Origin of the sequence: Rahnella sp. CG8 (assembly GCF_023701875.1) — a bacterium.
In the GTDB taxonomy this organism is placed as follows: Bacteria; Pseudomonadota; Gammaproteobacteria; order Enterobacterales; family Enterobacteriaceae; genus Rahnella; species Rahnella aceris.
The window spans coordinates 70,212-90,139 of record NZ_JABAED010000001.1 but is presented as its reverse complement, the minus strand read 5'-3'; the positions used below and the strand labels follow the sequence as shown (position 1 = coordinate 90,139).

Sequence of the window (19,928 nt, the reverse complement as noted above, 5' to 3'; positions counted from 1 at the left end):
CATGGAAAAATTACCTGCCATCACCATCACCTATTGTTCTCAATGCAACTGGATGCTGCGCGCCACCTGGATGGCGCAGGAATTGCTGAATTCGTTCAGTACCGATCTGGCGTCGGTAACGCTTGTCCCCGGCACCGGTGGCATTTACGAAATCAAAGTCGATGACGAGATTATCTGGGAACGCAAACGCGATGGCGGTTTCCCGGACGCCGCACTGCTTAAACAGCGTGTGCGCGATATTTGTTTCCCGGAACGTTCACTGGGGCATGTGGATAAGAAGAAGATTGATGAGAACGGTGAGGCCTGAGGGTGCGCTAAACGCAAAAAAGGCAGGACATTCATCCTGCCTTTTGGCGTTTTAACAAAGACTGGCATTAAAAGTCAGGCTTTGCGGGAGACGTGTTCGGCGGCTGCACGGTTGGCTTTTGCGACGGAATCTGCCAGCGTTTTCCCTTGCAAGAGCGATGTGCACAACGTGCCCATAAAGCAGTCACCGGCACCGTGGGTACTGACCAGCTCTATTTTTTCGGCGGGCATCGACTGGCTGCGTCTGCCAGCTGCACACCAGGCCACACCGTGTTCACCCGCCGTCACGATAACAGCCGGAGAATGCTGGCTCAGTAATTCGGCTGCCACGCAAGCATCGGACAAATCATTGACCGGAATACCGCTCAGATCACGGGCTTCGACGCCATTCACCACCAGCAAATCGACAGCAGACTGCATCTCAGCACAAAGTGTCCGCGCCGGTGCGGCATTCAGACAAACGCGGATCCCGCGCTGTTTCGCCTGTTTCGCTGCCGCCAGATTCACCGCCTCCGGCACCTCATTTTGTAACAACAGCATGTCAACCTGCTGCCACAAGGCATCATCATCAAACTGCGCGGCATCAATGTGGTTGTTTGCATTGGAAACGACCACTGCGCCGTAATCCCCTTCTGCATCCATCAGCGCCACGCTCATGCCGGAAGGTACGCTTTCATTAACCGCGATAAAGCTGCTGTCGACCGCGTTTTCATTTAGCACACCACGCAGGAATTCCCCCTGCGTATCGGCGCCCACGGCACCGGCAAAACGAACACCGGCGCCCGCTCTGGCAGCGGCAACGGCCTGATTCCCGCCCTTGCCGCCGAATTTATATGAACAGCCGCTGCCGATCACCGTTTCGCCTTTTTCCGGACGATGATGCGCGTGGATCACGATGTCATAATGAAGGCTGCCCGTGACTAAAATTTTACCCATTTTAGTATTCCCGAAGGTCCTGAACCGCCTGCTGGGTTTTCATCAGGTTTTTTTCTGCTGTCTTCAGATCCTTCTGGGCAATCGCCACAAATAAGGCGTCCAGAATATTCAGCTGAGCGATCCGCGACGCAGCATTTTCCCCGAGCAAGTGCGATCCCTGAGAGGTTGAATTGAGAACCACATGCGCATTGCGCGCAATGGGCGACTCGGCGTAATTGGTGATGGCGATCACTTTGGCGCCATTGCGCGCCGCCAGTTTGATCGGATCATTCACCGCGCGGGTGGCACCGGAATGGCTGATCGCCACCACCGCATCATCGTCCGATAAGACCGCTGCCGACATCAGCATGATATGCGCATCATCGTAGACCGTCGTTTTAATGCCAATTTTCAGCAATTTATGCGACAAATCTCTGGCGACGGCAGCAGAGCCGCCGACAGCATATAAATCGATGTGCCTGGCTTTAAATAAAATGTCAGCAGCCCGGTTAAATTCCGAAACATCGACAATAGATAATGTTTCTTCTATTGCCTGAATAGAAGTACGGAATACTTTTTCAAGTAATTGTTCCGACGAGTCTCCCGGCTCAATTTCCGCATGTAAATTTGCCACTTCAGAATAGTTGTAATAAATCAAACTGCTTCTGAAATCTCTGAATCCTGAAAAGTTTAATTTTTTGGTCAGTTTAACAATCATCGCCTCAGAAACATTATTTTCCAGCGCAATTTCTTTTAATGAAGTTTGCTCAGAAAAATCATTTTTAGACGTAATCGCTTCGACGACTTTTCTTTCCAGCGGCGTCAGATGTGGCAATTTCATACGAATTTGAGCACCAATGGCTCGCGGATCCTGATTCATTACTTGCCTCGTGTCGCTCTGTCAATCAACATCGCTATGATAATAATAAGGCCAGTAGCAAGCAATTGATAAAACGCCTGAATATTGAGAAGTGTCAGACCATTACGCAATGAACCTAAAATAACCGCGCCAATCAGTGTGCCGATCACACTGCCTTTCCCGCCCATCAGCGAAGCCCCGCCAATTGCCGCCGCAGCAATAGCATCCAGCTCCCATAAATTCCCCATGGTCGGTTCAGCGGCACCCAGGCGACCAATCAAAATCAGTGAGGCTAAAGAGGCCAGCACACCGGAGATCACAAAGACCGTGACCTTGGTTCTTTTGACCGGAACCCCCGCGACTCGTGCGGCTTCTTCGTTACCGCCCACGGCCAGAATATATTCCCCCAGCGGCGTTTTGTTCATCACCGTCCAGAGTATCGCCGCGATAGCAATAACAATCACGATTGGTGCCGGAACCCCGAAAATCGTGCTGTTAATGACGGTGCGAAACTCCATCGGGATACCAAAAATCGGGTTGCCGTTGGTAAAAATCAGCGCCAGCGCGCGGAACAGCGAGAGTCCGCCGAGGGTGACGATAAACGGCTGTAAACCGGCATACGCGACCAGCATGCCGCTGAACACGCCGCACAGTGCGCCGACACCCAGCGTCGCCATTATTGCCAGTGGAACCGGGACGCCGGACACCATCAGCGTGGCACCCAGCACCGCCGAAAGTGCCGCCGTCGGCCCGACGGAGAGATCGATACCGCCGGAAATAATGACCAGCGTCATACCCAGCGCAATAATTCCGTTAATGGAGGACTGCTGTAATATATTGAGTAAATTAGGGACGGTAAAAAATACCGGCGACAAAAAAGAGAAGGTGATCACAATAATCACTAAGCCAATCAGCGTACCGGCATCGCGTACGTTGAATTTAAATAATGCCGAAGGCATAACCTTGGGCTGAACATTACCTTGAGTCGTCATAATAATGGCCTTTAATCTTTGTAGGTGTCGGAGAAATAGTTTTCAGACCGCTTAATTCACATCGTTAATCGCATAACGGGCAATGTTTTCTTCAGTAATCTCATCACCGTTAAGTTCTTTTGTGATTTTCCCTTCACGCATCACCAGGACTCTGTCTGAGATACGAATTATTTCCGGCATCTCGGAAGAAACCACCACAATGGCTTTTCCCTGCTGCGCCAGTTTTTCTATCAGATTATAAATCTCAGACTTTGCTCCGATATCAATTCCCCGGGTTGGCTCGTCAAAAAGAAAGACTTTATTGTCCGCTGCGACCCAGCGACCAATAATGACTTTTTGCTGGTTTCCGCCGCTGAGTGTTCCAATGGGTTTTTCTATGTTAAGCGGACGCAACCGCAGATCGGTCATCACGTCCAGCGCCGTTTTATCCAGCTGATTTCTTTTCAGTAAACCGTATCGGGTAAATCGCCCCATTGACGGCAACGCCATATTCATTTTGACTGCGCGCTCTTTAATGATGCCCTCTTTTTTACGATCTTCCGGCACCAGTCCGATCCCGGCGCGGATAGCAGAACTGACATTGTGATTTTTCACCGCGACGCCTTCCACCTCAATGCTGCCGCCGGTTTTGGCATCAATGCCGGCGATGAGTTTCAGCAACTCTGTACGCCCGGAACCGACCAGTCCGGCAATTCCCAGCACTTCACCTGCTCCGACGGAAAAAGTCGCCGACCGCACGGCATTATCACGACTCAATCCTTCGACGCGCAGCACTTCCCTGCCGGTCGCATAAGAGTGATGGTGCATTTTTTCGATTTTGCGTCCGACCATTTTGGTGACAATAGTTTCTTCGGTTTCATCGCAGATATTGACCACGCCGACCTGTTTACCATCACGTAAGATCGTCGCCCGATCGCAAACTTTGAAAATCTCGTTCATTTTGTGTGAGACATAAATCAGCGACACATTCATCGATTTGAGATCTGAAATCAGCTCTGCCAGGCGCTCAAACTCCGTCGGCGTCAGGCTGGAAGTCGGTTCATCCATTGCAATGATCTTCGCTTCATCCAGCAAAGCGCGGGCGATTTCAACGATCTGTTGCTGAGATACTTTCAGGTTCTTGATCGGCTCATCGGGATCAATGCTGGGATCAAGACGACGCAGGATCGCCACTGCCCTTTTGTACTGAGCCTTTCTGTCGACAAACAACCCTTTGAGTTTCGTTAACGGGCGGCCAAGAAACATATTCTGTGCCACGGAGAGTTCAGGAACGTGCTGCAATTCCTGGTGGATCATCGCGATACCGGCATGACGGGCAGACAGCGGATTCTTCATCTGAATAACCTGCCCTTCCACCAGAATTTCACCGGAATCTGCCGCCCGCACACCGGACAAAATATTCAGCAGTGTCGATTTTCCCGCGCCATTTTCTCCAATCAGCGCATGGACTTCGCCCGGCCTCACAGAGAAATCAACGCCCTGAACTGCTGCCACGCCGCTGTAGCTTTTGCTGATGCCGCGCATCGTCAAACTGTACTGTTCCATACACTCTCCTGACCCGTTTTCACACGTCTGACTTATTGTTGCTGAGCCAGCAGCTGGCGAAGTTTCGCGTTATCTTTGGTGGAGAACGCATCAGCATTGTCCTGGGTAATCAGCGCCTGCGGAGTGGAGACCACGCGGGAGATTTTCTGTCCGTTAATCAGGCGTACGACCACTTCCATCGCCACTTCCCCTGTGAGCACCGGGAAGCTGTCCACCGTGCCGGTCAGCTCGCCACGCTTGATAGAGGCATAAGCATCGGAGATACCGTCAGTGCCAAATACCGCCACCTGTTTGGATTTTCCGGCAGCCGCCACGGCTTCAACCACACCGAGTGCCATGCCATCGTTGTTGGCGTAGAACCCAATCAGATCAGGATGTTGCTGTAAAATTGTCGCCGCTGCGTTATAGGCATTTTCACGGCTCCAGTTGGCCGGAACGCTGGCGACTACGGTGAATTTCCCGCTGGTCTGAATCGTTTCTTTGAAGCCTCTGGTACGCTGCGCCGCGGCATACACCCCCGGCTGGCCTTCGATGACGGCCACTTTGCCGCCTTCAGGATGTTTTTTGATAAACCAGTTGGCGACGCGTACGCCGTTGTCTTTCTGTACGTTACCGACGTAATGCGCCGCATTCGGCATCACCGCATCATTCACGTTAACGACAGCAATGCCTTTGCTTTTAGCCGATTCGTACGCCGGTTGCAGGTTGGCGTCAGTTTGCGGCGACACCAGCAAACCGTTGAAGCCCTGTGAAATGAGGGTTTCGGCGATAGAAAGCTGACCGAGCTGGTCGTCTTCGTTAGCCGCAGCCTGATATTCGACGGTGATGCCGTGCTTATCACCGAATTCCTTATATCCCTGGCCGAGTGAGCGCCAGTATTCATTGGTCAGCGTTTTAGACACACCGCCGATTTTGAGGGATTTGTCGATTGCCGGCAGCGGGCCATATTTGGCCGTGAGTTGCGTCCAGTCAGTGCGATCCGGTTCGGTATCGGATTGCAACGGTGGCAGATCGGCGGCATAAACGCTGGTGCAAAGCAGTGTAGAGGTGAGTACAGACAGTAAGAGTTTTTTCATCATCTGGCCTTCGATTGTTATTTTTATGGTGTCACAGCGACACGCGCTGTGGCGGGTCGCTTTACTGCGCCAACATCACGTCGTTGACGATTTGCTGTGTGGCTACGGCGTCCTGCCTGCTGATGGCTTCATTCAGCGCCGGGTTATTCTCGAGTTTTTCGCAAAGTTTGAGTAAACGGATCACGGTCGCGATATTGGTTTCTGCTTCACGCACCGGATCCAATCCGCTGGCGTCCGGGAAGGTATCGAAGTAATACGCGCCTTTATAGCCGTCGCGTTTCATCTGCAACAGGAATTCCAGCGTGGCACGCGGGTTGACGGAGCCGACCATCAGGCCGTCGTCGCGTTTGCCCCAGCCGTCATTGAGATCGAGCCCCAGCAAACGCGAACGGCGGGCTACCATCGCCGCCGCAAACGCCGGTACTTCGTTGGCAAACAACACATGCGCGAAATCCAGTGTGATACCTAAGTTCTTGCAACCGGCTTCTTCAACCGCCAGCAGACAGGTAGTGGCATTTGGGAAAATGCTGTAAGCGCGTGGTTCGTTGGGTTTGTATTCAATGCTGACGTCGATATCCGGGGCGTATTCCGCCACTTCACGCACAGCGCTGACTGCGTCTTCCCAGATTTTTTTGTAGTCAGCCTGGAAACAGTAATCAAAGCCATCCTGTCCCATCCACAACGTCATAATGCTGGCACCAAACTCACGACCGGCGTCGATCCCGCGTTTGGTCAATTCAATCGCCTGACGACGAATTTTTGGATCCGGGTGAGTAAATGCGCCGATTTTAAATTCCGGAGCATCCCAGCGCATTTGCATCCCGTTCACCGCCAGCCCGACTTCTTCGATTTTCTGGCGCATCAAAGTGATATCGCCGGTCATGTGCTGCGGATAATTCAGGTCCAGATGCGTCAATCCTTTAACCGTAGCTGCACGTTCGATCATTTGCAGCACTGAAGGTTTGCCTTTCTGTTCAGGCCAGTAAAGATGTGCCCCCGACGCAAACGAGTTCAGACGTGTGGCAAATTTAAGTTCTGACATGGGATGTCCTTTGTAAACTGATTCGTGATGTACTTTCCTTCTTCACTTTATTTTGTGAAGTAGTGCATTACTATCACCCACGGATAAAAGCCGCAAGATCCCCTGGTGGAATTGTGATCAGATTTGGGAGGCGTTTCACGAAATTTAGAGAAAGCGCGGCGGACGTTACAATGAGCAGCGGGTTGGTTTAGGAAGGCCTTTAATTTCGCGCTGAAATAAACAGGGACGTCCTTTCGCCCCGACAAGCCTCTGTTTTTTGTGACGGGTCTCAAGTTTTTCCCTTCCCTGCCGATAACTAAAACTTAAGATTCCTTCCAGGGAAACGCTCATGCTTAAAACCATCCGTTCGCGCATTATCACGGCCTGTATCGTCATCGTGGCCTGTTCGCTGATTATCAATACCTTCCTGAGTTATACCGTTGCCAACAAGTACAACAGTCAGGCGACAGACAGCACACTGAACGCGCTGACGGCCAGCCACACGCGAGGGATCAGCGATTGGGTAAGCTCGAAAACAGGGATGATCGTTTCACTGCAACAGATCGCGATGTCAGAAGATCCGATCCCGGTTCTCAAGCAGATCGCCAGTGCAGGTGGGTTTACCAACGTGTATGTCGGTTATGCAAACCGCAGCGCGAAGTTCTCCGATCCGACCGGTGTGCCTGCGGATTACGATCCGACCGGCCGCCCGTGGTACAAGCAGGCTGAAGCCGCCGGACATCCGGTGGCCACACCGCCTTATATTGATGCCGGTAGCGGGAAACTGGTGGTCACTTTCGCCGTACCGGTGATGGAAGCAGGCACGCTGAAAGCGGTTGTGGCGGGCGATGTCTCGATGGACAGCGTCGTGAGCAACGTTAATACCATTCATCCGACGCCGGGCAGTTTCGGCATGCTGGTGGATAAATCCGGTGTGATCATCGCGCATCCGGATACCAGCCTGGCACTGAAGCCGATTACCGCACTGGCGGAAGGGGTGAATTTGCAGGATGTGTTTGCCGCCAATGCACCGGTGGATATCCGTCTGAACGGTGCGGTCAAGCGCGTCCGTGCGATGCCGGTAGCAGGCACGGAATGGTTCACGCTGGTGGCGCAGGATAAGAAAGAGTCCACTGCGGGTATGCGATCCCTGCTGACCTCGTCGGTGATTACGCTGATTGTGATCGTGCTGATTTCAGCCGTCGTCATCGGGCTGATTATCAGCAAATCGTTCCACCGCCTGTCGGTGGTGCGCGATACGCTCAATGCGATCAGTTCCGGTGAGGATGATCTGACGCAGCGCCTGCCAGCTGACGGACATGATGAAGTGACGCAAATCGCGCACGCCTTCAACACCTTCGTTGATAAGCTCAGCAAAGTGATGTCTGAAATCCGCACCACCAGTGAATCCGTTAAAATCGCGGCCGATGAAATCGCCGCAGGGAATAACGATTTGTCCGGTCGTACAGACTCTGCCGCAGCCAGCCTGCAACAAACCGCCGCATCCCTTGAGCAGATCACGGCGACGGTTTCCCAGTCGGCCAGCTCGGCGAAACAAGCATCCGAAACCGCTAAATCCGCTTCTGCGGCGGCCATACGCGGTGACGAAGTGGTGACTAAAGTCATTAAAACGATGGAAAGCATCGAAACCGCGTCATCGAAAATCGGAGACATTACCAGTGTGATCGACGGTATTGCCTTCCAGACCAATATCCTGGCGCTGAACGCCGCAGTCGAAGCCGCGCGCGCAGGTGAACAGGGGCGCGGTTTTGCGGTCGTCGCCAGCGAAGTGCGCAGCCTCGCACAACGCAGTGCGCAGGCGGCGAAAGAGATCAAAGTGCTTATCGAATCAACGGTGAGCAGCGTGGCGTCCGGCTCAGCGCAGGTGCGCCTCGCCAGCGACAGCATGAGCGAAATCGTCAGCAACGTGTCGAACGTCAGCAGTGTCATGCTGGAAATCACCCATGCATCTGAAGAGCAGATGCTGAGTATTAACGAAATCAACCGTGCCATTACCCAGCTCGACGGCATGGTGCAGCAGAACGCAGCGATGGTTCAGGAATCCACGGGTGCGGCGTCGGCGTTGCAGGAACAAGCCACCGGTCTGGCGGTTGCCGTCGGGCATTTCCGGGTCTGATCGCGCCGCCTGAGTAAGATGTTCATCACAGCGCCCGGACTTTATCCTCCGGGCGTTTTTTGCTTTACTTCATCGCCTCCTCACGTATTTTCCGCCGACCTCAGATTTTGTAATGTCTGTTTTATGCTAGGATTTAGACAAGAATATATAAAAACAGCATGTCACCTTTGAGGAGCAATGAATGAAGTATCCCGTTAACTTTCGATGGGCTCAAAAACATGAGGATTATTGTTTACGCCATAAGATCCATCTTAAATTCCCGGAAATAGTGAAAGGAATATATAAAAAGAGAAATATATTCCTTTTTAAAAAAGGGGAGAGAATAAAATTTACCGAGGATGTTTGGGTTGAAGAGTACGCCTCAATGCCACGAAAAAGTTTCTGTTCAATGGGCGCGTATTCTTACGCGTGCAGTAAATTACCCAATAACCTCAAAACTGGCAGATTTTGCAGCCTGGCAGCAGGAGTGCGGGTTATGGGGCCGCAACATCCCATACACCGGTTTACGACCAGTCCGCTGACGTATCATGATTTCTTCCCCAAAGTGGCGCAGGAACAATTCGGAGAAACGCTGAATATTGCCGGGTTCGACTATATGCCGGAGGCGACGGTATTAGGTCATGATGTTTGGGTGGGCGAACACGCCGTATTAAAAGGCGGCATCACTATCGGCAATGGCGCAATTATTGCCGCCAATGCCGTCGTCACGTCTGATGTTCCTCCGTACGCGATTGTCGCGGGTATTCCGGCCAGAGTGATTAAATACCGGTTTGAGAAAAGTATTATTAATCGTTTACAATCTATTCAATGGTGGAATTATAAAATTACTGATTTACCCGACTTCGCAGCGGCTGATGATATTGTAAAATTCGCCGATGAGATGGAAGATAAAATACGCCGGAAGGTCATCAGCGAACATCACTATAAAGTGGTGAATATTGCGCAAGAGCTGGCAGAAATATAAAAAACCAGACCGGACAATGCGTAACGCCTCTGTTGTCCGGTCAGGAATGCCATGAAAAATGCGATCAGGCTTTCAGCTCGCGCTCCACCAGCGTGGTCAGCACACCGATGCCGAGCGGAATAATGTCGTCATTAAAGTCGTAGCGCGGGCTATGCAGTGAGTCAGAAGGTGTGGCACCATCGGCACCCAGCCAGAAATAGGCCCCCGGACACGCTTGCAGCAGATAAGCAAAATCTTCTGCAGCCATCGACGGCGCATTATTGAAATGCACTTTCTGAATACCCGGCGTGTTTTTCGCCGCGTCGCGCACAATCTCTGCCTGCGCTGCATGGTTCTGCGTGACCGGATAACCCAATTCCCAGCGCACTTCCCCTTTCACACCGTACGGTAACGGCACCGCATGGACGTATTCTTCAATCAGCCGCCAGCAGGTCTCACGGGTTTTGTTGCTCAGGCAACGCAGCGTGCCCGACATATGCAGCGTTTCAGGAATGACGTTAATGGCTTCGCCCGCATGAAGTTGCGTCAGGCTGATCACCGTTTGTTCCAGCGGCGACAGGTGGCGCGAAATCAGGCTTTGCAATGACAAAATCAGCTGCGCGCCAGCCACCACGGGATCCGCACCCTGTTCCGGCATCGCCGCGTGACAACCTTTGCCGGTCAGGGTGATATAGAAATTATCCTGCGACGCCATCATCGGCCCCTCGCTGACCGCCACCTCGCCAACCGGCAATCCCGGCCAGTTATGCAGCGCGTAAACCGCCTGCATCGGAAAACGGTCAAACAGCCCTTCTTTCACCATCATTTCGCCACCGCCTAAGTTTTCTTCAGCAGGCTGAAAGATGAAATGGACAGTGCCGCGAAAATGACGGTTCTCACTCAGATGTTTTGCCGCGCCCAGCAAAATGGAGGTGTGACCATCGTGCCCGCAGGCATGCATCAGGCCCGGGTTTTGTGACTGGTGCTCGAATTCATTCAGTTCTTGAATGGGTAATGCGTCGATATCTGCACGCAGTCCGATTGAAGGGCCTTCGCCGTTTCGCAGTGTGGCAATAACGCCGGTTTCGGCAATGCCCGTATACACTTCAAGACCAAAAGACAGTAGCAGTTCACTGATTATTTTTGCGGTGCCATGCTCATTCAGACCCAGTTCAGGTCGCCTGTGAAAGTCGCGACGCCACTGCTTCGCCTGCTCGATAATCTGTCCGGAAATGACCGCCATAAACCCTCTGTGCTGTTCTGAATTCAACACGGTGAAATGCTCTCACCGGCACGTTACTGCTCCAAAGTATCACATCCCGCAGTGAACCGATAAACGGGAAATCGGCTTCCTTTGCCCTTTATCGTGAGTGAGATTTCGGCGGTGAGCACACTTTCGGAATTTACCCAATATTGGCTGAACCCTTCACTATTGCCTGAATGAAAAACCCGCGCCGGATCGGTGTTTTTCCCGCCATTACATCCTTTGGAAAAGACTAAGTCCGCAAACAGGTAAAAGAGAAAAGCGCAGGTCGTCGTAAATTTTATAAAGGACTGGTGATACGCACGGGGTTATTTTCAGCCTGCGTGAAACGGATTTTAGTTATGATCCCGACGGTATAACTCCCATTCGTCGATACCGCGTCCATCAGGGAATACGCAGTCTGCACGAACGCCGTGTGGTGTTTGCACACTCACCGATCTTCCGCCTCTTTCATGGCAATATACCGCAGCCGGATTTGCCATCCCGCTCTGGTGTCTTTCTGGTTTATGGTGATAACCCGCGCAACCTGCCAGCGCTGAGACCATGATAATGAGGAAGAACTTTTTCATTCTGCACCTTCGTAATGAGAGTAAAAACGACGGGGAATTCTATTCCCCGTCGCTTTCCGTGACCTACTCCCATATTCTTAAAAAGCTTCTTCTTTTTACTTCGTTTATCAGGCGTTAAACTTTCAGGAAAGGGCCACGGCATCAGCTCCGCCGGGACGTTTTGCCAGAACAGCTTAAAAAAAGCTTTTCTACTCACACAACCGGCAAAAATTTATGGCTACTATTATTCAGGTCGTGAATGGCTTCATCAATCAGGAAGGGGAATATGGAAAAGTACCAAAACCGGGGGGGCAATTCGGGTATCGTCGCTTTCACGACTACGGAAGATTCAATTACCGTGAAGTTCAAAGATGGCTGGCATTACATCTATAATTCCATCCGGCCAGGGGTGACAGACGTTGACCATATGATCGCCATGGCGAAAGCTGGCAGCGGATTGCATGGTTATATCAACCGAAAGATCCGCAATAATCACTTCCATAAATACCGCTAATCGCAGACACGAAAAAGGCGGCAACCGCCGCCTCTTCTGCTTACTGCTTGTTACTGCTCAGCTTATTTGTACATTTCTGCTGTACCGTAAAGCTGGTTATTACCGGATGCACCGATAATACGGTATGAACTTGCACCCGCCTGGGTGGCTTTTGCATTCAATTCTGATTGCAGGCCTGACAGTGAACCGGTGGTTGATGCACCGACTACACCAATGGATTGCTGACCTGCCGGCGCTGACTGCACTTCAGTCGCTGCCAGGGTTGAGAAAGAAGCTGTTGCCAGTGTCAGAGCGGCGATAGTCATTGCGATAGTTTTCATGAGGTTAATTCCTGTTCTTCGAATTTTGATTGGGAAACCTTTTGCAGGTGCCCCGGTTTAAGGTCAACGTCACTTATTAATTAACGTTCGATAAGTAAATACTAAGCGTCGCCGGGAGGTTGTGCAAGCAATTTATTTAACGATCATTAACTAATTGTGCGATCGCTTCGGGCGACGTCTGCCGCTGTTCATCGGTATGGGGTTATTTGCCATAGGCGAGGATCGTTATTTCCGCCAGATGACCCCGAATACAGGGCCGTTCGATCCCTAAAGAGACAGGTAAAAGGATTAATTATTGGGAAATTAATCAGTTAAATTAACCGCCTCCGTTAATTAGTCCACCCATGTGTCAGCAATATCCGCTCCCGGCAAAAAAGCTGCCGAGGCTACGAGCAGGGGCGGTTATGAGTGAATAACGCTCACGAGGCCAAAGGATCGCCAGTAAAAAAGGAAGTTCTTACCGGATTAAAAAATAAACTTGAAATTGTTTTCAGGATCCTCTCAGACTGGATATATTCTTTTAAATATCACCTTTTCTATGTGGAGCACGAAATGCTGAATTACTTTTTTTTTCAAAAGGGTAAGCAAATTGTTGTACTGGAAAGCTCGGACGTGGGCAAAGCTTCTCAGCTGATTGAACATGGCTACGAAAAACAGTTTGAAGAGATCAGTGCCACAAATGAAAAAAATGCGCTTGCACGCTTTGCTGACATTCGCCGAAATAACCAGATAGATCACGATGACTTCATGGCAGGCGCCGGGTCTATGCCCCTTATAGATGGATTAACGGCCATTGCTACCTATCTTGTTAGCAAAAAGTAGCTCAGCTACGGACGGCTGAGAGTGAACCGTCGAAAAAACACACCCGCAATATGGCGGGTGATTATGTCCGCTGCTGGCACAAAGCCGAGCATCAGATCCCCTCAAATTAATGAATAAATCTAATAAACCCTAGCTAATTACCCCCTCTAATTGAATAAATCACTTTGCGTTATCCTTTTTCTACACAACAGCTGAAGGATTACGTCATGCAAACTGTAAATCTGAACAACGGTATTGAAATGCCCCTGCTGGGCTTTGGTGTGTTTCAGATGACTGATGCCGCTGAATGCGAAAGAGCCGTTATTGATGCCATTGATACGGGATACCACCTGATCGATACCGCTGCTTCTTACCAGAATGAAACCCAGGTCGGGAACGCTCTGAAACAGACCGGTATCGCACGTCGCGACCTCTTTGTAACGACCAAACTGTGGCTGCAGGATACCCATTACGAAGGTGCTAAAGCACAGTTCGAACGCTCTCTGAATCGGCTGCAACTTGATTACGTTGACCTGTACCTGATTCACCAGCCTTACGGTGATGTCCATGGGGCATGGCGAGCCATGGAAGAATTGCATGAGGCAGGCAAAATTCGCGCCATTGGCGTCAGCAACTTCCATCCAGACCGACTGGCCGACCTTATCGCCTTCAACAAGGTTGCCCCTGCGGTAAACCAGATTGAAGTTAACCCCTTCAACCAGCAGCTGCATGCCGTTCCATGGAATCAAAGCCGTGGCATTCAGCCAGAAGCCTGGGCACCGTTTGCTGAGGGTAAAAATGGCCTGTTCCAGCATCCCGTGTTAACTGCAATTGGTCAGAAGTACGGCAAAAGCGTGGGCCAGGTTGTCCTGCGGTGGATCTTCCAGCGAGGCATCGTTTCTCTGGCCAAATCGGTGCGAAAAGAACGTATGGAAGAGAATATCAACATCCTCGATTTTGAACTTAGTCCTGAGGATATGTTGCAGATTGCCGCCCTTGATACCGCAACCAGCGCCTTCTTCTCTCACCGCGACCCGGCGAGGGTGGAATGGCTGACTGGTCGCAAACTTGACGTTTAAACCGCGATAAAAGAGGTATTCATTCAATGCAAAAACGTTATCTGGGTAAATCCGGACTCGAAGTCTCCGCTCTTGGACTCGGTTGCATGGGGCTCAGTCACGGCTACGGCCCGGCGACAGATACCCGTCAGGCTATCGAACTCATTCGTGCTGCGGTTGAACGTGGCGTCACGTTCTTCGATACCGCCGAAGTGTATGGCCCATTTCTGAATGAAGAGGTTGTCGGCGAAGCCTTAAAACCTTTTCGCGATCGCGTCGTTATCGCCACCAAATTTGGTTTTACTTTTGGCGACGACAACAAGCAGCAGATTTTAAACAGCCGTCCGGAGCATATCCGTGAAGCCGTTGAAGGCTCATTACGCCGTCTTAAAACAAACGTTATTGATCTGCTGTATCAGCACCGTGTCGATCCGGATGTCCCGATTGAAGATGTTGCGGGAACGGTGAAAGATCTGATTGCAGAAGGCAAAGTTAAACATTTCGGTCTGTCCGAAGCTGGCGCACAAACCATTCGTCGTGCGCATGCTGTACAACCGGTCACTGCGCTGCAAAGCGAATACTCCATGTGGTGGCGCGAGCCTGAGCAGGAGATCCTGCCGTTGCTGGAGGAGCTGGGCATTGGTTTTGTCCCCTTCAGCCCATTGGGTAAAGGTTTCCTGACGGGGTCGATTAAACCAGGAACGACGTTTGGCAAGGATGATTACCGCAGCACCGTGCCGCGTTTCGCCGCGCAAGCGATTGAAGCCAATGAAAAGCTGGTCTCTTTATTAGGTGAACTGGCTGCCGGGAAAGGCGTGACATCTGCACAAATCGCGCTGGCATGGCTGCTGACACAAAAGCCGTGGATTGTTCCTATCCCTGGCACAACTAAGCTACACCGGCTGGAGGAAAACCTGGGGGCTGCAGACATCATTCTTTCGCAGGATGACTCGCAGCAGATAACCCAGGCGCTTGAAACGATTAAAATCGTCGGCGAACGTTACTCTCCTGAGCATCAGGCTCGCACAGGCCGTTAATACCCGGACGGGTCCGCTGCGATTGGCGGACCCGTTATTCCTGGTAGCGAAGTGCATCGATCATCAGCGCAAAAGCGGGCGGATGCTGCTTACGGCTGGGGTAGTAAAGATAATATCCGGGGAAAGACGGACACCAGTCCTGCAGAATCTGGATCAGCTCTCCTGACTTTATATAATCCAGCACCCTATCCTCAGGTATACAGGCGATGCCAAAGCCAGATAAAGCCGCATCAATCCTTTCCGCCTGCAGATTAAACGTTACCTGCCCCTCAACCCTGACCCGTAACGGTTTCCCTTCCCTCTCAAACTCCCAGTGGTAAAGTCCACCGGCAGTGGGCAGACGCATATTGATGCACCGATGATTTTGTAGCTCGTGAGGCGTTTCAGGCGCGGGGTTAGCAGCAAAATATGACGGTGCGCCAACGACTGCCATTCGCATGTCCGGCCCAATTCTCACCGCGATCATGTCCTTATCCACGCTTTCGCCCAGACGGATCCCGGCGTCAAAACGCCCCTCAACAATATTGACAAAGCCGTTATCTACCACCAGCTCGAGATTAATTTCCGGGTATTCCCTGAGGAAGGGTTTTAGCTTCGGCCACACCAGATTTCGCGCGGCATGCTCCCCGGCAGATAAACGGATATTACCGGAGGCGGTGCCGTTCAGTTGAACAAGCGATTCCAGCTCCTGCTCGAGATCAGCAATACGGGGCTCAAGGCAGGCAATAATTCTCTCACCCGCTTCTGTGGGGGCAACACTTCGGGTAGTTCGCGTCAGAAGACGGATGTTCAGCCTTTCTTCCAGCGCTTTCATCGCGTGGCTGAGTGCTGACTGAGAAACACCGAGTTTGCCCGCGGCTTTGGTAAAACTTCGCTCTCTTGCTACCATCAGAAAGATTTGGAGTTCGTTGAAGTTTTCTTTAAGCATTAGCGGTTTCCTTATTGAAGCATTCCCCCCATAGTTCACTCATGAAGGGTATTCATAAACACAATCATTTTAGCCCCGTTACTGACAATAATGATAATTGATGTTGTATCGGCATCGGAAATAAGTCTGAATTATCAGCAGGTTTATCAGGAAAGGACTCGTTAACGGCCAGGTGGCATCCCACAATAACTACAAAACTGACGATGGAAATGAAATGGCGAGATGTGAGCCACTTCACTGAGTCTATCCAGTAATAATGTGTCGCGATCTCAAAAACGCCATGAATTCTATGCCGCTGACAAATAAACGGAGACAACACGTTGAGAACCGTCGAAATACTGCAATACACATTACACAAAGGCACCGGGGCCACGTTTCACGCCATCATGCAGGAAATCAGTGTTCCCCTGCACCAATGCCACGGGATCGACGTTGTTTCGTTCGGCAACTCGCTGCATGACCCGGATTGCTACTATCTGATCCGTGCCTTTGACAGCCCTGAAAGCATGGCTACGGCTCTTGATGCCTTTTATGCAAGCGCTGACTGGCGCAACGGTCCACGCGAAAACATCATTCGTAGTATCGAAACCAGCATTAAAACAGTGATGAAACTGACGCCGGAAAGCGTGGAAGGGCTACGAGGGTAAGTGCAGGTTATCGGAATATAACGTAGTAGTGATAAATCACAGGCGACAGAGATATGATCTGCCGCCTGAATATTCATTATTTTTTAGACGGCATATGATCCGCCTCAAACTTTCCTTTTTTCGAACGCCGCTTAAAGTCACTGTATAACTCAACATCCAAAAACCTCACCAGCGGTTTACTCAGATAAATATAAATCGGCGGCATGCCGTGCGGCAGATTAACCAGGATGTAATCATCGAATGATTGTTCATCCGGGATCGGCAGTGAGGTTGAGGTGCTGCCCATTTCTTCCGCGCCGGGTAACGGTAATACTGTGCTAAGAGTAGGGCTTTATACCGTTAGCTTTTTGTGGCTACTGTATTATTTTACCTTGTTTAAAAGCCTCCTTAGCTTCATTCAAACTCATTTTGTTCGCTCCACCACGCCTGTCAGGATTTTTAGACTGAAAAGGGTCATCTTCCCAATTACAGGTGGGACAGATGTCATGCTCACCCAAAGCTTCGAATACCTTTTCACCACAGCATGGGCAAGGATAGTCATCAGTCATTGTCTTCACCTGCAGACATCTGAATAACGTAATTATCAGTATCAAATATTGTTTCAAATAGTATACCGAGGGATGCAGCTTGCACCTTATTCACGTTAAACACCGCAACACCATTGATGAAATCCATTTTATCCTCTTCATCCCAACCCATTATTTTTGAAATAGGGTCCAGTTTTTTTTTCGGGATGTTTACCTCTAAAATCAAGTCTTCTGTTTGCTTATCAAACAAATCAATCGTGTAAATAATCATTATTTTTCTACCTTTCTTGCTGGATCTGCAGGTTTCGTTTGTTTGCCGGTTACGGGATCAAATTCACCTAAATGATTACGCCCGCTTTTATCATAAACTTCGACAATTCCATGTTGAGAATCCCATTCGTAGATCGTCTTTTTTGAGTCTTTCCAACGATACCGGAACTTTCCTCCGCCCTTGATTAGGGTCTTACTTACTGCTTTCTTAGCATCAGGAAATGCTGGCAATGGAGGATTTCCTTTTGGTGCCACATGGTATTTGTGGTCATTACTCAGATAAATATAAATCGGCGGCATGCCGTGCGGCAGATTGACCAGGATGTAATCATCAAATGATTGTTCATCCGGGATCGGTAGCGAGGTTGAGGTGCTGCCCATTTCTTCCGCGCCGGGTAACGGTAATACGGTGATGGTCGAAGGTAAATACGGCTCATCACGATTACCGGTATTGCCTGGCGCTTTAAACTCAAGCTCGTCGGGCGTCCAGATGATGGCGGGCTTTTCCGCGCCATCCGCCCAGAACTCATAGTTACCCGTGAATATGTTCCGCCGCATGGCGCGTACACGAACCTGATCCAGACCGCTGTCAGCGCCGGTGTGATAAGCCACGGGAATTAACCGGCCATATTTATCCTTCACCCACTGAAAACGGATCCGCGTCGGGGCGGACTTTCCGGCCAGCGCCGCAAGCTGGCTGTCGCTTAAAATATCCTCTTCACCGGCGTTCAGCTTGTTCGAGTAAAACGTCCCGATAACACCGACGGTGACCGGATTCACGAACAGGCTGCCGAGGCGGATCGACGTCACCCCGCGCAGTGCACTCATGCCCGACGCAATGAGCTCAGCGCCACCGCCCGTTGCTACGGGTATTGCCAGCGGCATACCAGACTGAGCGGGTGCATCAGCCTTCGCGCCAAATATCTTTTTGTACCAGGGCTTTTTATCACCGGCTGGCTTCTTGCGCTTCGTCGCCTGCGCGTGCTGCTCAACTTCGGGCTTTATGCCTGCGACCGGCGTCGGCACCCCGTAAGACAATCGCCCGAAGTTATGATGCTGCTCCTCGCAGGTTCGTGCTTCGGTATTCCCTGCGCCACATTCAGCCGATTTTGCAAACACCGGCATCGAACGTCTGGCCTGTTCTGCCGCTTCTTTCTCAGCCTGAACCAGCAATACCGCGGCACGCTCTGCTTCCCACTTTTCACGCGCCAGTTCGGCAGGTGATTTACCTCTCCCCATCCACTGTCCGGCTGGCGCGATAACCCGGTTCGTCCCCGGCGGGCAACCACATAAAACATCCGAACCGTCCACGGCAGAAGCGAGGCCGTCATAGGTGGAATGCGGTTCTCCGCTGGTGATTTTTCCGCGACGACCGCATTTCGGGCAGTCGGTCGTAGCATCACCGATGCGGATCACGCCAAGCCCGTGTTCCGTCGCATTGGGCAGAGAGGTCAGGCACACCGCGCCTGTCGTGGTTTTGTCGCCGTGCAGCGCCTGCCCGCGACCATAACAATTTGAGCGATACCCCATCCGTTACGCGCCGGTAACGGCAAGAAAATCTACTGCCATCGGGACATCTTTTCGGGCAACCAGGTAGCAACTGCCCTGCGGCGTACTGATAATTTTATCGCCGTTATCCAGCATGCTGCCGACTAAGGCAAATCCACGATTCCCCTCACAAAACTGCTGGCCTGCGCTGGTGGTAATCTTTGCCGTGCTGCCATCGGCATAAGTGACTTCATCCTGCTCAAGGGCAAACGCCGCTTCAGTGCCATTCTCAAGGGTGACTTTACCCGTACTGCTGGCTTTGGTGACTTTGCCACCGCGGGCAGTCAGGCTGCCTGGAACTGCCAGCCGGTAAATCGCAATAACAGGATGCTGACGGGCAAACGCTGCCTGTTCCTCAACAACTGCCCTCGCGCTTTCATCCATTTCAGCCAGTTGTTCAGCCGTGAAAGGTGGGGTATTGATGACATCCAGTAATTCCTGATTCAGTTCATTAGTGAATTGCATTTCCATATTTATTTTCCGTCCATTGAGGTGAGTTTCGCCGGTATGATAATCAGCTAAAATAAACACCCACAACGAACAATAAATATAAAACCATAAACCTTGAGCTAAATCATAAGATATAAGTCATTTAAGTTATTCGAGTTATTCGAGTTATTCGAGTTATTCGAGTTATTCGAGTTATTCGAGTTATTCGAGTTATTCGAGTTA

The 19,928-nt window shown here is 51.1% G+C and carries 22 protein-coding genes and 1 pseudogene; 8 read left to right on the top strand and 15 right to left on the bottom strand.

The features are described from left to right. The first annotated feature begins 1 nt into the window (after position 1). Positions 2 to 307, top strand: a complete 306-nt coding sequence (locus tag HGO41_RS00495; protein WP_037036451.1) for an Rdx family protein — start codon at positions 2 to 4, stop codon at positions 305 to 307. A gap of 74 nt (positions 308 to 381) precedes the next feature. Here HGO41_RS00495 and HGO41_RS00490 read toward each other — a convergent pair whose 3' ends face one another. From HGO41_RS00490 to HGO41_RS00465, 6 genes are all read right to left on the bottom strand, one after another. Then, on the bottom strand, positions 382 to 1,242 hold the full coding sequence (locus tag HGO41_RS00490; protein WP_119261329.1) for a ribokinase: 861 nt from the start codon (positions 1,240 to 1,242) through the stop codon (positions 382 to 384). A gap of 1 nt (position 1,243) precedes the next feature. Further along, entirely contained in the window at positions 1,244 to 2,101 is an 858-nt protein-coding gene (locus HGO41_RS00485) for a MurR/RpiR family transcriptional regulator (RefSeq protein ID WP_013574318.1), read from the bottom strand. After that, positions 2,101 to 3,072, bottom strand: a complete 972-nt coding sequence (locus HGO41_RS00480) for an ABC transporter permease (RefSeq protein ID WP_013574317.1) — start codon at positions 3,070 to 3,072, stop codon at positions 2,101 to 2,103. The genes HGO41_RS00485 and HGO41_RS00480 overlap by 1 nt, the downstream gene beginning before the upstream one ends. A gap of 51 nt (positions 3,073 to 3,123) precedes the next feature. Then, complete coding sequence (locus tag HGO41_RS00475) at positions 3,124 to 4,617, bottom strand: sugar ABC transporter ATP-binding protein (RefSeq protein WP_013574316.1); 1,494 nt, start codon at positions 4,615 to 4,617, stop codon at positions 3,124 to 3,126. 32 nt (positions 4,618 to 4,649) lie between these two features. Beyond that, the gene (locus HGO41_RS00470) at positions 4,650 to 5,693 is read right to left on the bottom strand and encodes a sugar ABC transporter substrate-binding protein (protein ID WP_013574315.1); all 1,044 of its coding nucleotides are present in this window, start codon (positions 5,691 to 5,693) and stop codon (positions 4,650 to 4,652) included. A 61-nt stretch (positions 5,694 to 5,754) separates the two neighbouring features. Then, positions 5,755 to 6,735 carry a TIM barrel protein gene (locus tag HGO41_RS00465; RefSeq protein WP_013574314.1) on the bottom strand — a complete coding sequence of 327 codons (981 nt, stop codon included), beginning with the start codon at positions 6,733 to 6,735 and terminating at the stop codon, positions 5,755 to 5,757. 328 nt (positions 6,736 to 7,063) lie between these two features. Between HGO41_RS00465 and HGO41_RS00460 the strand changes: the two genes are divergently transcribed. Further along, positions 7,064 to 8,851: a methyl-accepting chemotaxis protein gene (locus HGO41_RS00460; RefSeq protein ID WP_250980676.1), complete on the top strand. Its 1,788-nt coding sequence runs from the start codon at positions 7,064 to 7,066 to the stop codon at positions 8,849 to 8,851. A gap of 181 nt (positions 8,852 to 9,032) precedes the next feature. Beyond that, positions 9,033 to 9,815, top strand: a complete 783-nt coding sequence (locus HGO41_RS00455; RefSeq protein WP_041673024.1) for a CatB-related O-acetyltransferase — start codon at positions 9,033 to 9,035, stop codon at positions 9,813 to 9,815. Between the two features lie 64 nt (positions 9,816 to 9,879). Here HGO41_RS00455 and HGO41_RS00450 read toward each other — a convergent pair whose 3' ends face one another. Together HGO41_RS00450 and HGO41_RS00445 are read right to left on the bottom strand one after the other, a co-directional pair. Next, positions 9,880 to 11,037: a M20 aminoacylase family protein gene (locus tag HGO41_RS00450; protein WP_250980675.1), complete on the bottom strand. Its 1,158-nt coding sequence runs from the start codon at positions 11,035 to 11,037 to the stop codon at positions 9,880 to 9,882. Between the two features lie 356 nt (positions 11,038 to 11,393). Continuing rightward, on the bottom strand, positions 11,394 to 11,627 hold the full coding sequence (locus HGO41_RS00445) for a putative hemolysin (RefSeq protein ID WP_013574310.1): 234 nt from the start codon (positions 11,625 to 11,627) through the stop codon (positions 11,394 to 11,396). Positions 11,628 to 11,892: 265 nt separating this feature from the next. Between HGO41_RS00445 and HGO41_RS00440 the strand changes: the two genes are divergently transcribed. Beyond that, entirely contained in the window at positions 11,893 to 12,120 is a 228-nt protein-coding gene (locus HGO41_RS00440) for a hypothetical protein (RefSeq protein ID WP_013574309.1), read from the top strand. A gap of 62 nt (positions 12,121 to 12,182) precedes the next feature. Here the strand turns inward: HGO41_RS00440 and bhsA are convergent, their stop codons facing one another. Continuing rightward, positions 12,183 to 12,440, bottom strand: coding sequence for a multiple stress resistance protein BhsA (gene bhsA / locus HGO41_RS00435; RefSeq protein ID WP_112151311.1), 258 nt, complete (start codon positions 12,438 to 12,440; stop codon positions 12,183 to 12,185). Positions 12,441 to 12,992: 552 nt separating this feature from the next. Here bhsA and HGO41_RS00430 point away from each other — a divergent pair. From HGO41_RS00430 to HGO41_RS00420, 3 genes are all read left to right on the top strand, one after another. Beyond that, positions 12,993 to 13,262: a hypothetical protein gene (locus HGO41_RS00430; protein ID WP_013574307.1), complete on the top strand. Its 270-nt coding sequence runs from the start codon at positions 12,993 to 12,995 to the stop codon at positions 13,260 to 13,262. 206 nt (positions 13,263 to 13,468) lie between these two features. Further along, the gene (locus HGO41_RS00425; RefSeq protein ID WP_250980674.1) at positions 13,469 to 14,320 is read left to right on the top strand and encodes an aldo/keto reductase; all 852 of its coding nucleotides are present in this window, start codon (positions 13,469 to 13,471) and stop codon (positions 14,318 to 14,320) included. A gap of 26 nt (positions 14,321 to 14,346) precedes the next feature. Beyond that, positions 14,347 to 15,336: an aldo/keto reductase gene (locus tag HGO41_RS00420; RefSeq protein WP_153374810.1), complete on the top strand. Its 990-nt coding sequence runs from the start codon at positions 14,347 to 14,349 to the stop codon at positions 15,334 to 15,336. A gap of 34 nt (positions 15,337 to 15,370) precedes the next feature. Here HGO41_RS00420 and HGO41_RS00415 read toward each other — a convergent pair whose 3' ends face one another. After that, positions 15,371 to 16,264: a LysR family transcriptional regulator gene (locus tag HGO41_RS00415; protein WP_013574304.1), complete on the bottom strand. Its 894-nt coding sequence runs from the start codon at positions 16,262 to 16,264 to the stop codon at positions 15,371 to 15,373. Between the two features lie 320 nt (positions 16,265 to 16,584). Between HGO41_RS00415 and HGO41_RS00410 the strand changes: the two genes are divergently transcribed. Continuing rightward, positions 16,585 to 16,911 carry an NIPSNAP family protein gene (locus HGO41_RS00410; protein ID WP_013574303.1) on the top strand — a complete coding sequence of 109 codons (327 nt, stop codon included), beginning with the start codon at positions 16,585 to 16,587 and terminating at the stop codon, positions 16,909 to 16,911. A 76-nt stretch (positions 16,912 to 16,987) separates the two neighbouring features. On the opposite strand, the pseudogene HGO41_RS00405 reads toward HGO41_RS00410, so the two are convergent. The 5 genes and pseudogenes from HGO41_RS00405 to HGO41_RS00385 all read right to left on the bottom strand — a co-directional run. Beyond that, a pseudogene (locus tag HGO41_RS00405) lies at positions 16,988 to 17,221 on the bottom strand (S-type pyocin domain-containing protein); the annotation flags it as partial. A 43-nt stretch (positions 17,222 to 17,264) separates the two neighbouring features. After that, positions 17,265 to 17,459, bottom strand: a complete 195-nt coding sequence (locus HGO41_RS00400; protein ID WP_013574302.1) for a CPCC family cysteine-rich protein — start codon at positions 17,457 to 17,459, stop codon at positions 17,265 to 17,267. Further along, positions 17,452 to 17,709, bottom strand: a complete 258-nt coding sequence (locus tag HGO41_RS00395; RefSeq protein ID WP_013574301.1) for a DUF7683 domain-containing protein — start codon at positions 17,707 to 17,709, stop codon at positions 17,452 to 17,454. The genes HGO41_RS00400 and HGO41_RS00395 overlap by 8 nt, the downstream gene beginning before the upstream one ends. Continuing rightward, positions 17,709 to 19,238, bottom strand: coding sequence for a colicin E3/pyocin S6 family cytotoxin (locus tag HGO41_RS00390; RefSeq protein ID WP_250980673.1), 1,530 nt, complete (start codon positions 19,236 to 19,238; stop codon positions 17,709 to 17,711). The genes HGO41_RS00395 and HGO41_RS00390 overlap by 1 nt, the downstream gene beginning before the upstream one ends. A gap of 3 nt (positions 19,239 to 19,241) precedes the next feature. Next, entirely contained in the window at positions 19,242 to 19,727 is a 486-nt protein-coding gene (locus tag HGO41_RS00385; RefSeq protein WP_013574299.1) for a hypothetical protein, read from the bottom strand. Between the last annotated feature and the right edge of the window lie 201 nt (positions 19,728 to 19,928).